Annotated in this window: 11 protein-coding genes; all 11 read right to left on the reverse strand. The window is 49.2% G+C overall.

The features are described from left to right. Nucleotides 1-586: 586 nt before the first annotated feature. Nucleotides 587-5,479 (reverse strand): prepilin-type N-terminal cleavage/methylation domain-containing protein, encoded by a 4,893-nt coding sequence (locus DW739_RS03170; RefSeq protein WP_118742602.1) that lies wholly within the window; start codon nucleotides 5,477-5,479, stop codon nucleotides 587-589. A gap of 81 nt (nucleotides 5,480-5,560) precedes the next feature. After that, on the reverse strand, nucleotides 5,561-6,232 hold the full coding sequence (locus DW739_RS03175) for a type II secretion system protein (RefSeq protein WP_117795685.1): 672 nt from the start codon (nucleotides 6,230-6,232) through the stop codon (nucleotides 5,561-5,563). A gap of 11 nt (nucleotides 6,233-6,243) precedes the next feature. Further along, the gene (locus DW739_RS03180) at nucleotides 6,244-6,669 is read right to left on the reverse strand and encodes a hypothetical protein (protein ID WP_147341923.1); all 426 of its coding nucleotides are present in this window, start codon (nucleotides 6,667-6,669) and stop codon (nucleotides 6,244-6,246) included. After that, nucleotides 6,659-7,522, reverse strand: coding sequence for a hypothetical protein (locus DW739_RS03185; protein WP_117795689.1), 864 nt, complete (start codon nucleotides 7,520-7,522; stop codon nucleotides 6,659-6,661). The genes DW739_RS03180 and DW739_RS03185 overlap by 11 nt, the downstream gene beginning before the upstream one ends. A gap of 3 nt (nucleotides 7,523-7,525) precedes the next feature. Then, nucleotides 7,526-8,221, reverse strand: a complete 696-nt coding sequence (locus tag DW739_RS03190; RefSeq protein ID WP_118472854.1) for a hypothetical protein — start codon at nucleotides 8,219-8,221, stop codon at nucleotides 7,526-7,528. Next, nucleotides 8,218-8,847: a hypothetical protein gene (locus DW739_RS03195; RefSeq protein WP_118490628.1), complete on the reverse strand. Its 630-nt coding sequence runs from the start codon at nucleotides 8,845-8,847 to the stop codon at nucleotides 8,218-8,220. Before DW739_RS03195 ends, DW739_RS03190 begins: the two co-directional genes overlap by 4 nt. A gap of 12 nt (nucleotides 8,848-8,859) precedes the next feature. After that, nucleotides 8,860-9,921, reverse strand: a complete 1,062-nt coding sequence (locus tag DW739_RS03200) for a pilus assembly protein PilM (RefSeq protein ID WP_181357149.1) — start codon at nucleotides 9,919-9,921, stop codon at nucleotides 8,860-8,862. 216 nt (nucleotides 9,922-10,137) lie between these two features. Next, nucleotides 10,138-10,710 carry a prepilin peptidase gene (locus DW739_RS03205; RefSeq protein ID WP_118742604.1) on the reverse strand — a complete coding sequence of 191 codons (573 nt, stop codon included), beginning with the start codon at nucleotides 10,708-10,710 and terminating at the stop codon, nucleotides 10,138-10,140. A 118-nt stretch (nucleotides 10,711-10,828) separates the two neighbouring features. After that, nucleotides 10,829-11,362: a type II secretion system protein gene (locus DW739_RS03210; RefSeq protein ID WP_107000048.1), complete on the reverse strand. Its 534-nt coding sequence runs from the start codon at nucleotides 11,360-11,362 to the stop codon at nucleotides 10,829-10,831. 407 nt (nucleotides 11,363-11,769) lie between these two features. Then, entirely contained in the window at nucleotides 11,770-12,207 is a 438-nt protein-coding gene (locus tag DW739_RS03215; RefSeq protein ID WP_107000049.1) for a prepilin-type N-terminal cleavage/methylation domain-containing protein, read from the reverse strand. 104 nt (nucleotides 12,208-12,311) lie between these two features. Beyond that, nucleotides 12,312-13,535 carry a type II secretion system F family protein gene (locus DW739_RS03220; protein ID WP_118683668.1) on the reverse strand — a complete coding sequence of 408 codons (1,224 nt, stop codon included), beginning with the start codon at nucleotides 13,533-13,535 and terminating at the stop codon, nucleotides 12,312-12,314. Nucleotides 13,536-13,800: the final 265 nt, after the last annotated feature.

Here is a 13,800-nt window from a genome sequence, read left to right on the forward strand (position 1 = left end):
TCCTATCACCTGCCGTTTCATTATCCTGTCCCGGTAACTGCTTTGTCTTCCCACAGTTCCGTCGGTTCGAAATCTCGTACCTTATATCATACCATATTTTGTCTGCATTTACATCAGGGAATTGGAGAATTTCGCTGATTGCCCATCCGGCATTTTTTTCAAGTCGAACGTCCGTGAGACTTGGCGCGTGATTCTGGTCAGCGAAGCTGACATATTCGTTGCTGTTCACTTATACTGTTCTCAGCAACGGGATTTTGCCGATGCTTCGCATTCCAAATCGGCAAAATCTGCTGCCAGAGCTGTATCGTACGGAATTTTCAGTTCAGAAAATTCCTATATGCAAGTAAAACACTTATTCTGTGCAGAATCGCTGCGCATCCTCGCGGAGCGTTTATCTCAGTCGGAGACCCAACTCCCACTGAGACAAATTTGCTATTACTCACCACCTGAAGAGGTGGGAGTCTTCTCGACTGAGATAAAAACAAGCGCTATCCTGCCTGCCGGGCAAAAATTTGATGGTTCCGCCCGGTATGTAAAATAGCGCCTGTTTCCAGTTTTCAATCGTTTTCTAATTTTTCTTAATTTCCTAATCCCAGTCGCCCACATACAGGCGTGTGCCAGTCTGCCAAACTGTTGGTTCATAGATCGTCCAAATTGGATATGGATATGCTTTTCCTTGCAGAGAATCATCTATTGCGATCGTCTGATCAACGCCATTGGTGCCTGTTTTGGACGACAGGTCAGCGGCACCTGTCCTGGTAATACTGGAATAGCTGTCCTTTACAGAGCTGCTGTCCACATAAGGTGCGCCAATGATTGCGTCGCTTAGCTTTGGCAGATACCAGCATTCTTCCGGGACCGAAAGAATGCCAGCTTCCAGCTGGGCTCCTGGCCCCCACCACCAGGTATTGTTCAACTGACCAATATAGTGTCCAAGGAACATTGAGGTTCCAGCCGCTTTCACACTTCCTGTTGTGTAGCAGTTCGAAAGAACCAGTTTTGCAGAATCATATTTTCCAAATAAACCGCCTGCGATGGCATTATATGTATTCGTTCCACACGCATCCGCTGCACTGAAACTCTGTATTACCGAAATCGGACCATCCATCCACCCCACGAGGCCTCCGGCACACCTGCCGCCTGACACATTCTTTCTATCTGACAGCACTTCCGCACCACTTTCCGTATAACCGTAAGAGCGGTTCCGTCCGCCGACATAACTGTTTTCAATGCTGAATTCTTTCCCGGCAGTTCCGCCATTCTGGTTGTTTTTCAGGTATCCATACAAACCTCCGGCGGTTCCAGTTGTATCCACATACCCAGAGAAGAAGCTGTTTTCCAACTTCATCTGACCAGAGCTCTCGGCAAAGCCGACCAGACCTCCGCTAGCATCGGTTCCCTGTATCCGTGCATTTTTTCCTGAAACATATACGTGATTCATCACTAAATCACTTACTTTTGCTTCCCCGATCAAGCCTCCGGTTTTTCCTCCACTTATTTGCAGCGTCGGTGCATCTACAACTACATGGTCGAGTGTCAGACTGCCACTATTCGTGCTTCCAACCACCGCGCCTGTTGCCAGCGTTCCAGAAATCCGGGATTCTTCTCCATATATATGGATATTTTTAATCGTTAGATAGCTGTCCGCCGAAGTGCCTGCCTGCGCCACCAGCCCTGCTGTATTCTGCCCCTGACAGGAAATGTCCGGATCCTTCAGATTCAAGTTTGATATCGTCAGATGATCCGTCTTCTGAAATAAAGCCGCACCATTCCAGGCAACAGGAGTTATCTTTAAGCCTGCAATCGTATAACATTCACCCAGTTTTGCTTTTTCTTTCTCATCCACCTCCGCATCATAAGAGATAATATCCGGGTTGTTAATCGGCCAGAAACTTCCACCTTCATACTTGGAATTTCCCGGACTGTAGATCGTCATCTTTCCGTATGCATCTTTCACCTCTTTACAATACGCTTCCGTCTGTGAGGTAATCGAATCATCCTCCTGCCAGAGAATATTATCGGTCTGAATGACCCGTGTGATCTTTAAACCACCATAGCCTTCTCCGCAGAAATTCAGATTCTGCAGATGACGCCCATTGGCGACCTTAACCGTATAGGTATCCGTTCCATCACCATTTCGTTCAATTACATCGGCAAAGCAGCTGTTGAACTTGTATGAGAGCTTTGTATTTTCTGTCGGCGGATAGCCATCCTCGCTCAATTTTACGATAACATTTTCTCCATTTATGTAACCGCCCGGCTGATAACCTCCCCAGGTACCCAGACTACAGAAATTTCCACCCTCACGTGATAAATCATCCAGATAGAAACGCAATTTCAACTTTTTCTCTTCCGTTATGCCTATTTCAAAACGATTTACCCTGTTTTCTGCAGCAAAGCTCGTCCAACTGCCATTTGCCTCATTTTCTGCACAGCTGGCAGCTTTCTCTTTCGTATCTACAAAGCAAAATTTCGATCCCGTTCTCAGAGTATTTTCCTGCAAATCACCAGTATTGACTTGGAGAACATACCACATCGTTTTACCGCTCAATTCGCCGGTAATCGAAAATATCAGATGTATTCTCTGATTTTCTTCAAGCGGAGACGGAGAGACATAATCGATATACAGCCTGTTTCCAGTATGCAGCGCCTCTTCGTTCTCTTCCTTGTCCCAGTCCCCGACATGGTTATTCAGAAACCAGGAAAATCCCTTTGAAGCGTTCTGCGCAGCAAATTTTTCCGCTACTTTCTGGATCGTCGGCATGGGATAAATCGGTATTTCTGCTTTCTTTAATTCCGGATCATAGGGATATGTATTCTCGCTGTCTGCACCCGTTCCCTCAGCACCAAACAGTTCTGAAAGTTCTTCTGCGTATGCAAGCACATACTTCTCATTCACCTTACTGCACACATAGCACCCCGGATAAACTGATTTTTTGTTCGTCCCCGTACCACTCGTCTCCGATGGAAGTATTCCATTCGTTCTACTTGCATAATCATAGAACGCAACAAACGCAGGTGCTTTCATCGCCAGATCCTCTGTTTCATCCGCCGCCGTACCGCTTCCACCTTCCGTTTCATCCGATTTTTCCTCAGCCGTCGGCGAATACACCGACGCCGACACATATGTATTCGCTATCTGACTGTCTGCCGGAAGCTGTGCGGCGAGACCCCCTGCGAATCCGCCGGTATATGCCGCTACGTTATAACGTCCGGTAAGATTCTCAAAGGCTGTATTGGCGTTTGCCCCATTCCCTGGTTTTTGGGAGGTATCAAACTTCTTGTTTGCTGTATGACCGCCGACATAACAGCTCTGAATCTGCACCGTGGAACCGCTTGCGGCGGCTGCAGCTGCTGCTTTCTCAGCAGTTCCGACCAAACCGCCGGCGTACATGCCTTCCACATAGAGTGCCGCTGCGCTGTCGGTCAGGGAAATTTTCCCCTTTGCCGTGCCGATCAGGCCGCCCGCCGTTCCCTTTAAAGCGCGGATCCGGTATTTGCTTTCTTCCTCCAGCTTCAGATCGGCTGCTTTTTCTGTGCTGCTTCCCAGCTTATCACGGAAATGATTCTCCGCCAGCGCATCCTGGACGGTCAGAGTGACGCCCTCAAATGTGCCCACCAACGCACCGGCAGAAGCGCCGGTCTGCTCTGCCTGTACCTGCGGATATTCAATCTGCACATTTTTAATTTTTACCGTTGCCAGATTCGTAGCTCCCCGGGAATCCGTTCCCGGCGTCACCGCACCAATCAAAGCGCCTGCACTCGCCTTCGTCCGGACCACCGGCTGGCAGATCAGCAGGTTTTTAACACTCATATCCTGTGTTACCGTTCCAAACAGTCCACCCGTCCCATCTACTGCTGTGATTGAACTTCCCGCCGTTTTTCCTACCTGCAGACCATCGATCCGGTATGTATTTCCCTGATAGTCCAGTGGGTACGGCAGACTAAGCGGAAGATAGCTTCCCGCCTCCGTGGTATATGCCTGTGCCGTCGGGTTCGTCCGATCTGCATTCGTTTGATCCGTCACCCGGTAGGCAATCGAGATGGTTTCCGCATTCTGATTCAAAAAATTCGAGCCAAATGCCGTATGCAGCTTCGCCACATGTCCGCAGTAACCGCTCTCGTCCGCAATGTTTTCTCCCGCTTTCCAGGTCAGATCACTATTCTGCATCGCCGTAACCGTTTTGGATGTAGTCACCGCCCCAGTGTACAGCTGATCCGGATCCCAGCCTGAAACCCGCTCATCCAGATTTTCCAGATGGCGGAAGCTGCCAATCTCCGCGCTTCGGTCCGTACTGATCGATGCAAAGAGGCTGCTGCCGGATTCTATATTGCTCGTCTTAACCTGCGAAAGCGCTTCATTGTTGAAAACCTGCGCGTACACAAAGATATTTTCGCCCGGAATAAAGGAGGCAAAACCTCTTTCATCCTGCTGAAATATCATATCCGTCTGTGCCGGCTGGTTGAAATCCATAAATTTGAATCCTGTACTTGTGCCCGTGCCGGCTGGCGCCGCTATGTCATCCAGAATGACCTGATACGTTCCATCCGAATTGCCCGAAGCTCCGGACACCTTCGCCACACGCGCCGAGCGGCTGGTTTCCGGGGGATTGATCTCGATGTATCCGGTTGTACCGCTCTTTTCTCCCTTTACAAACAGACTCAGTGAATGTTCATTTTTATTCGGATCCTCGATTTTTGCATATAAAATATCATCATTCACCAGTTTCACTGTCGGCGCCTCGAATTCCTCCACCGGCAGTTCCGGGACTTCCAGATTTCCTGATGCGTAATATCCGATCGGCAGTTTCTGATCCTTATAATTGGAGTTAGCTCCCGTAAACCGCTCCCGTTTTCCGGCATCAGACGCCGCCGCCAGAAGTGCCTCGCTTCCGATATCCGTCTGCACAAACTGATAACGATCCGAATACCACACCTCGCGGACCAGTCCTGCCTCCGGATCATAGAAAATAAGATAGCTCCCGTCTCCACGGACGGTCTCATCAATCGATCCAAACGGAAGAAGGCGCTGCCGGATCTCCTCGGTCACATTCGCAGATGCCAGCGCCATCTCACCGCCAGACTCTTCTTGTTCCGATTCAGGCTGCCCTGCCTGTTTTTCCGGCACATAGAGAACCCCGTAGATATTTCCCTCTTTCTCCTCCGCCAGCACTGTATTATCTACCGAAATTCCCAGCTTTGCCTGCTTTTGATCGTCTGAAAATTCCCCCTGTGCCTCCATATGGAGCAGACGCGGAATCGTCCCACTGGAGACCTCCAGTGTCAGATGATTCTGCGCCGCCAGAAAGATCTCCTTCGCCGTCTGATCCATCTCCAGACGGCGGAGCTTTCTTTGGTAATGAATCACCGCAACAAAAGAAAGACTGGCAAGAATACCGACAATCGCAATCACCGTCAAAAATTCCGCCAGTGTAAACGCCGCCCTTCTCTTCTGTTTGTTCTGTCTCTTCTGCTCCATCTGTCCTCGTTCCTCTTTTTATTGTAACTGTTCAGTACCTTCACAGTCACGCGCAGACCTGCTGAACAGTTAGTTTTTATTTTATTTCTGATCCAGATTGACTGCACGCACGGTCAGGTTAATCGGCTTTACCACCGCTTTCCGGGAAGTTCCCATCGTATCTTTTTTCCGGTAGATCGCCAAATTTTGAACCGTAAAGCATGCTGTCTCCTCCGAATAGGTATAGCCGTCAAATGCCGTATAGTATTCATCCGAAATCGCCGCCTGCGTCAGCAAGGATATCTTATTATACGCATCATCGTAAGTATAATCCCCATACCATTTTTCAATGCCCGTGCCAGACCAGTCTGTCGCACTGAAGTGCAGCCACAGGTGGCTGTTTCCACTCCGCAAAAGAGGTGTTACCAATTCTCCTGTTGCGGAAGTCCCGGCAGAATTTTTCACTTCCAGCGCATTCGCAAATTCATCGGTCATCAGCTGCGCCGTGAGCGACAGCGCCTGCTCTGCATCTGCCTGTTCCTGCGTCCTCTGGTAAACATTTTTTACCATCATCACGCCGCCTCCAAGCACCGTGCCGATCATACCGAGAATCACAATCGCCGCCAGAAGCTCCGTCAGCGTCATACCGTTCTGTGACCGGAGTTTTTTCTGACATACTGAAAAGAGCTTCCGGTGACCCTTGGATGCCGTCTGTTTCTGCTGCCTGCAATGCCTATTTCTGCATCTGCGGCATTCACATCTCTCCTGTCCCATCTCTGTCTCCTCTATCGGTATCTGTAAAGCAGCTCTTGTAAGTTTACCTCTTCCTCTTCTGCATCCGAATCAGCCTGGCTCACATACAGCACGATGGGATACTGTCCCGTCCGGTAATTCGTCTGTGTGCCTGTCTGGTAGGCATTTGACGCCAGGCTTTTCTTCATGCCGCCGGTTCCAGATGCCTCCAGCTCCAGAACATATCTGCCCGACGCCTGTTTCGCTGTCCGGTTGTTCTCCAGCTGATTGCGGCTGTCATAATAGCTCGCCATCTGCTCTTCGCCCTGCCGCAGCATCCTGCCGGACGCCAGAAATGCACTCAGAAACATCGTCATTCCCAGTGCAATCACAAGAACCGATATCAGTACCTCTGTCAGTGTCTCGCCCGTATTGGCACGCAGCTTTCTTCCAGCTGCCCATTTCATTCTACTTATCATTCTGCAGCAGCTCCTTCTCTATTGTTCCGTTCTGCCAGCGGATCGTCGTAATGATGGTCGTCGTCGTGATCGTGTAGGAATCGTCGTCGTCCGATTCGTCGTCATCGCCCCGTACTGTGACCGTCTTATGCTCGGAGCTATGTGCTGCTTCCAGCTCCAGCCGTTTCTCGCACCGCTCTTCCTTCCTGTCATCCGCCGTTACTGTATCTGAGATAACCGCCTTGATTTTATAATCATCCGCCATCCACAGACGTACACTGGTCTTTAACGGGTCAATCGTGTCCCCGGTCGTTCCGTCTTTCTTCACTGACAGGGTAAAATCTTTGTACGCCATTTCTTCCTCCGACGCATCGTCCCCGTCTGCCAGCTTCCGATACTCATTATTTCTATAAATATCCACGATCAGTGAATCGAGAATCGCGCTATTCCCACTCTCTGGGCTTGACAAACCCGAATCCGTTCCATAGAACTTCTGCCACGACGCCTCATTATCCGTGTTTTTCCAGCTGCCGACGTAGTAGCAGTAAAAATCATCCTTATCGTTTTCCTCGTCTTCCCGGCTGTCATGCACGATCACTTCCTTGATCTTGACTATATTTTCCGTCTTCTGCAGTTCATCCCGCAGAAATACCGCCGCCGAGTCCACCGCATACCGCTTCTGATCTTCTCCCGGAAGATTCCGGATCTTACCAGCCGATGCAGAGGCGGACGCCAGAATGATCGACGCGCCCACCCCGCAAAACACAAAAAACAGGAGCGCCGCCATCAAGCTGGCGCCATCCTGATTTTTCATACAGCTGAAAACCCGCTTCCAGATTTCCGGGTGTTTTTCACTGTTCTCTGCTTTTTTCATGCTTTATTCTCCCAGCGCCGCCTCTGCCGCTGTCTCAAGGTCCGAACGCTGCAGGTTCGACACATCCGCATTCGCCAGTCCCGACGGTGCCTGCGTTTCCTCCGGTTCCAGATCCAGACCTTCTTCTGATTCCGCATCGTATCGGGTCTCAAAATAAGTCAGCTGGAACGTCACTGCTACCGGGTGGATGCGGATATCCTTTAACTCTTCATCTTCCAGATCTTCATCATCTTGAATGCTCAGATCCTCGATCAGGCAGCGGTATGATCCTTCCACTACCTCATGAAGCATCGAAACAGCGTGATCAAACGAATCTGCCGTAAAAGAAATATTCATCGCACGCCGGATCTGCATCCCATCCACCTTCGGTTCCGAATACTGGAAGCTGAAATTATACGCATCTGCAAAAATGCGGTTCAGCTCTTCCGTCTCTTCCTTAAAATGATTGTAAGCCGGAACCATCGGCGCATTGGATGCCTTATTTTCCTCTATCTCCTTCTTCATCTGCTGGATCTGCTTCGACTTTACCTGCTCCATCTGGATCTGTGCCTCCAGATCCGTCGTATCCGCCGCCTGGATCCGCCTCTGCACCGGAAGATAGAATCCGGCATAGTAGCCCGCCGCGATCAATATGATTACAAACAGAAGCAGTACAATCTTCTGCGTTCTTGATAAGATATATTTCTTTAACGAATTCATTGTTTTTCTCCGTCCTCTTCTGGTACGTTAAAAAATACAGTCATCGACACGCCCACCGGTTTGGAAGCCGCAAGAACCCGCTCCTCCCCCTCTTTCTGAACCGTCTCTTCCAGAGACGCCGTCACATAGCGTGCATCCGGATCCGCCTCCGCATCGCGAACCAGCTCCGGAAAGGAGGAACCATTGGGAATTCTTCCCTCTAATGCCATCTGATCGGAGGTGATCGAAACCGTCGAAACGGCCGTCAGCGGGAAAATCTGTGATTTCAGCGAATCCAACATCTTTCTCCGGTCTGGAAGCTGTCTCTCTTCCTCATTCAGGTACCCATTTCCATAATGTGCGTATTCCGCCTGAACCTCACTGTACACCTCGTTGGACTTCTGAAGCGCCGAAAGCTGCTGCTCAGTCGCCGCATAGACTGCCTCCGCCTGGTCTGCCTTTCTCAGAAGACGCACCACGCCAAACTGCGAAAACCCATAAACTAGTCCCATAAATACGACAAACACACCCAATTCTGCCGCTATCTTTCCTTTTTTAACCTGCTTCTGATACAGATTGATGCGCCGTTTTTTCGGATACTTCGGACCGCCAATCTGCATATTCGCGATTGATTTTAAATCAGCCACCGCTCTTCCTCCTTATGCAAGTAATACACCGTATGCCTGTGGGCTGTCGATCCACTCGTCTTCCTCATCCAAAGAGACCTCCGGCAGAAGCTCCGCCACACTCCGCACCGGCAGATCCAGCGTTTCTTTCAGCGCATCAATCAATTCCCCGTATCGTGCGCCTCCGCCGCAATAATAGAGGCTGTCGATCGTATTATTCACATTGTTGAAGCTATAAAAGTTCAAAACTCGCATGACCTGGACGGCGCGGGTCCGGTACTGCTCCTCCAGCACAGCCGCCATCTTTTCTTTGTCGGTCTCCTCGCGGTTTTCTTCCTCCACCTCAATTCCCAGTTCCTGCATCTTGTTCTTATCTCCCAAACGGATCTGCTCGATCTCCTCACAGCCCGGCTCCATGGTACGGGTAATATCATAGATCCCCTGGCGAAAGAAATGGATCCGCAATGCTTGGGTTCCCAGATCGAGAATCGCATAGTCTTTCACAGTTTCCGATTTTTCTGCCCCCTTTGCGTTCTCTTTTTCTTCCTTTTTATGAGGTTCTGCATTCAGCTTTGTCTCCAAAGCCTTCTTCTCATCCGCCATTCTCTCTTCTGCATATTCCAGAATCCATTCCAGTCCCAGCACGGCCGGAACCAGACCGACCAATTTCAAGTGTGCCATCTTGGCCAGTTTTTCAAATTGCTGCGACAGCTCTTTCGTACACGCCGCACCAATCAAATCCATTTTTTCCTGATCCGCATAGATCATCGCATAATCAAAGACGTACTTATCCATCTCGTTTCCGATATAATCATGGAACTCATATGGAAGATTCAGCCGGAGCTGTTCCTCCGTCATCAGCGGCAGCTCAAAGCGCCGCACATACGCATCCTCCTGCCGGATGACAAACACGACGTTCCGGCAGCGGATCGCATACTCCTTCAACAAATCCTTTATTAAATCCGCATATTGACGCATATCGTTCCGGTCGATCCCCTCGACCCGCTCGCTGATAAATTCGCGAAGCTCGCCATTTTCCGCATATGCAATCTTGATACGGTAATGTCCAATCTCAATTCCTAAACAATTCTTCATCTCTGCACTCCCTTTAAAAGAGCCCTGTATACCATTGTGTCCATATATCTCCATACAGCAGCATACAAAAACATGCCGCCGCAATCGCCGGTCCAAACGGAATTTTCTCCCTCCGACCGATGACAGAACCTGCAATTCCCAGCACACAGCTGAGAATCAGGAAAAATAATACCTCCCAGGCGGAACGCATATACAGTCCCGTCACAAAAAAAAGTTTTACATCGCCGCCCCCAAGCTTTCTTTTCCGGTCAGGCGGTCAAACAGCAGGGAAAGTGCCAGCATACTGACAGCCAGTCCGGCACCGGTCAGAACTCCCCGCAGCATCTGTCTTCCCGGTTCCGGTAAGCCCAGCGCCGTGCCGAAAAAGATCAGGATTCCGGCTATCTGAAGCCGGTCCGGTATGATCCACGCATGCAGATCTGTGAGTGTCAGACATAAAAGCACCATCCAGAGCAGAATTCCCCGCAGTGCCAGCACCGAGACATCGTACCGGTACATAATCAGGCAGCATGCAATTCCTGAAACAAGTTCCGTCCAGAATGCCTCCGCCGGGATCTTCGCTCCGCAATAACGGCACCTGCCCCGCAGGCACAGCCGTGAAAAAAGCGGTACCAAATCCAGTACTCCCAGCACATGACCGCAGGCATCACAGTGGGATCTCCCTTTCAAAACGGACGTTCCGTTTAACATCCGCCCTGCCAGACAGTCTGTAAAACTTCCGAGCGCACAGCCCAGAATAAAAGTAATCATCAAAATGTAAATTGTTAAAAATGTGGTTTGATGCAGCATCAATGGAATATCTCCTGTCCGTACCCATGTTCTGTCTGTTTGTAAATCCCCAATATTTTATATCTTCCAAGATATGTAAAACGCTATCTTTATCTTAAAACGCCCAATTTCATTTCTTTTATTTGGCGCCAAATCCCGGCTTTGGACCAAATGGATTCTGGCTGGTTCCCCCAACTTCATTTCCCTCATAGAAAGGAGCGGTCTGAAGCGGAGACGTATTCGCATATGGATTAGCCGCCGGATTTCCGATGTAAACCAGAATATCTGTACACGGTGTCTTGGCTTCCATCGCCGTCTTCCGGTATTCCTGCCCCAGGTCATTTACCTTCTTTGTTCCACTTCCCTGTGCGTACTCAATGTGCGCGTTCTCTCCCTCTGCCTGACAGACAATCTTTCCCTCTTTTACATTGTATCGGTAATAGCGGTATTGCTTCTGCGGCTGGTTCTCGTAGCGTTCCAGGCTTTCCTTGCTTCCATACAGCATTGCCACGGCCGCCGCCTTCGCCGCACGGACATTCGCCTGATTGGCTGCGATGACCGCTTTTTTCCGCTGTGCCGTAAAAATCGGAATACTGATCGCCGCCAGGATCCCTACGATCGCTATCACCACCAGCAGCTCTGCCAGTGTAAAACCGTGTTGGTTCTTTTTCATTTGCTCACCCACTTTTTATCAAAATGACCTGCTGACTTTGTTTTGATTCGTGCGTTGCAGGTCACGCTTATGTATCTGACAATGAATGGATTTTTAAATCCTGAAAAATTTCTGATGTGAACATCACTTCCATTCTAAACGTTACTGTTCACACACGTGTGCCCAGCAACGGGATTTTGCCGATGCTGCGCATTCCAAATCGGCAAAATCTGCTGCCAGAACTGTATCGTACGGAATTTTCAGTTCAGAAAATTCCTACCTGTGAACAGTTACTTCTAAACCTTCATGCGCCTGGCAGTCAGGTGTACCACCACAAATGAAAGCTCTGGCAGGCGCATTTAGCAAAAATGGATGGGAAAAACCCCATCCATTTTCTCCACGTATGTGGTTATTTATGAACACTAATTTTATTGTTTTCCAACATACAGTTTAATAATCGCACCATTGATTGCATCTTTATCAGTAGATGCTGTTCCATTTTTACTCGGCTCAATTGATACACTAAACAAATCGTACTTTTCTTTTCCATCAACATCATCAAGAGTTTTTTCTGTAGTAGCTTTTTTGTTTCCCGTTACTACAGTAGCCTGTCCTGTACTAATGTCATAATCATATTCAATTTTTGAAGCTGAATCTGCACTGTCTGTCAGATACTGAGCAACCGCTGCCGCCTTTGCTGCTCTCATATTCGCCTGATTCGTAGCCTTTCTAGCCTTGCTCAGCTGTGCCGTAAATACCGGAATCGAGATTGCAACCAGGATGCCCACAATTGCAACAACCACCAACAGCTCAGCCAGTGTGAAACCTTTTTTGTTCCCACGAACTTTCTTGATTAAACCTTTCATAAAATCAATCTCCTTGTATAGTATTATATTAATGAACAGAGAATTATCTCTGCGCCATCCAGCCTATGCTGTATCACATTTCACATGTGTGCAGTCAATTACGCTTACATCAGATCGTACATCGTAAAGATAGGCAGATAAATCGACACTACAATGATACCCGCAAAAATCGCAAGCACCACCAGCATCGTCGGTTCCAGCAGTGCCAGAAGCCGCTGAATTCGATAATCCGCCTCGTTGGCGTAATAATCGGCAACATTGTCCAGTGTCTCCTCGAGCTCACCGGTTTCTTCTCCGACGGAACACATATCGACCATCGTCGGCGGGAAATATTTCTTTCCCTGCAGACATTCCACCAGACTGCGTCCCCGCTCGATTCCTTCGCGCATGGAGCGAACATCCTCGCTCAGAAGTGCATTGTCCATGACCTTCGCCGTCGTGTCAACCGCCTGATTGATCGTGATACCCGCTGCCAGAAGCACCGACATTGTATTGGCAAACTGCGCTGCGCCGTTCATCTGGTTGATCGCGCCCACAAGTGGAAGGGATAACATGATCTTTTCTTTCTCAATCCGTCCCTGCGGCGTATTGCCGTAGACCTGCGAACCAATCTTCAAAAACGCCAGCACCGCCAGCATCAGCAGCCACCACTTCGCGAAGAAATGAGAAGTCGCGATCAGCATCCGCGTCATCAGCGGCAGCGTACCGCCCAGATCGGCAAATACATCTGCCAGTGTCGGGATAACCTTCGCCATGACGATAATCAGGACAACCACCGCAACCGCAACGACAAACAAAGGATAGGTCATCGCTCCCTTGATCTTCTCCGTCGTCTTGTAGGACTTTTCGTAAAACTTCTGAAGCCTGTCAAAGGATCGTTCCAGCGTACCAGACTGCTCGCCTGCCCGGATCGTCTCGATAAATGTGAGCGGAAAACGGTCGCTATACTTTTCCAGCGCCGACGCAACGGTACTTCCTGCAGCTACTTCCTCTGCCGCAGCCCCCAGGATCTTCCGGATCCGCTTGTCCTCATTCTGATCTGCCAGCATACGCATCGCGTGTGCCACTGTCATGCCCGAATGAAGGGTGAGCGCAAACTGTGAACACAGGATCGCCAGCTTCTTCGTCTTGATCCGCCTGCTTCCGATCTCCATTTCCAGGAGACTGCCCTCATCAGGTCTTTTCTTCTCTTTCTTTTGGCTGATGCTCAAAAGAATCGGATAGTTTTCCCGGATTCTGGAAGCGGCTGCCGCTTCACTCTCAGCCTGGAGCACTCCCCGGACTTCTTTTCCATCCCGTCCCAGCGCTTTATATGAAAAATTTGGCATCTCTCATACCTCCAGCCACAGGATTCAGCTGTACGCCATCCGTATGTACATCGCCATCTGCATCCTTTTTATCATTATTTTAACATCTTTGTTTGTTTTTGTAAATATGCCGTCAATCTTTTGGATATTTTATACGAAACACGCATCTAGATCGGCTTTTTTTTGCTATTTTCTCTATACGTGTTTTGTTTTTGCCAATCTATTTTTGTATATATTTTCACCAACACATCTGACTTTTCTTTCTTTTCCAGACTATTTCAGGTAT

The sequence above is a fragment of the Clostridium sp. AM28-20LB genome (assembly GCF_003480665.1).
Lineage (GTDB): Bacteria > Bacillota > Clostridia > Lachnospirales > Lachnospiraceae > Otoolea > Otoolea fessa.

Bases quoted from the DNA above. Each gene is read 5' to 3' on its own strand.
- DW739_RS03190 (WP_118472854.1), bottom strand. From the start codon at position 8,221: ATGAATTCGTTAAAGAAATATATCTTATCAAGAACGCAGAAGATTGTA.
- DW739_RS03210 (WP_107000048.1), bottom strand. From the start codon at position 11,362: ATGAAAAAGAACCAACACGGTTTTACACTGGCAGAGCTGCTGGTGGTG.
- DW739_RS03200 (WP_181357149.1), bottom strand. From the start codon at position 9,921: ATGAAGAATTGTTTAGGAATTGAGATTGGACATTACCGTATCAAGATT.
- DW739_RS03175 (WP_117795685.1), bottom strand. From the start codon at position 6,232: ATGGGACAGGAGAGATGTGAATGCCGCAGATGCAGAAATAGGCATTGC.
- DW739_RS03220 (WP_118683668.1), bottom strand. From the start codon at position 13,535: ATGCCAAATTTTTCATATAAAGCGCTGGGACGGGATGGAAAAGAAGTC.
- DW739_RS03170 (WP_118742602.1), bottom strand. From the start codon at position 5,479: ATGGAGCAGAAGAGACAGAACAAACAGAAGAGAAGGGCGGCGTTTACA.
- DW739_RS03185 (WP_117795689.1), bottom strand. From the start codon at position 7,522: ATGAAAAAAGCAGAGAACAGTGAAAAACACCCGGAAATCTGGAAGCGG.
- DW739_RS03205 (WP_118742604.1), bottom strand. From the start codon at position 10,710: ATGCTGCATCAAACCACATTTTTAACAATTTACATTTTGATGATTACT.
- DW739_RS03180 (WP_147341923.1), bottom strand. From the start codon at position 6,669: ATGATAAGTAGAATGAAATGGGCAGCTGGAAGAAAGCTGCGTGCCAAT.
- DW739_RS03215 (WP_107000049.1), bottom strand. From the start codon at position 12,207: ATGAAAGGTTTAATCAAGAAAGTTCGTGGGAACAAAAAAGGTTTCACA.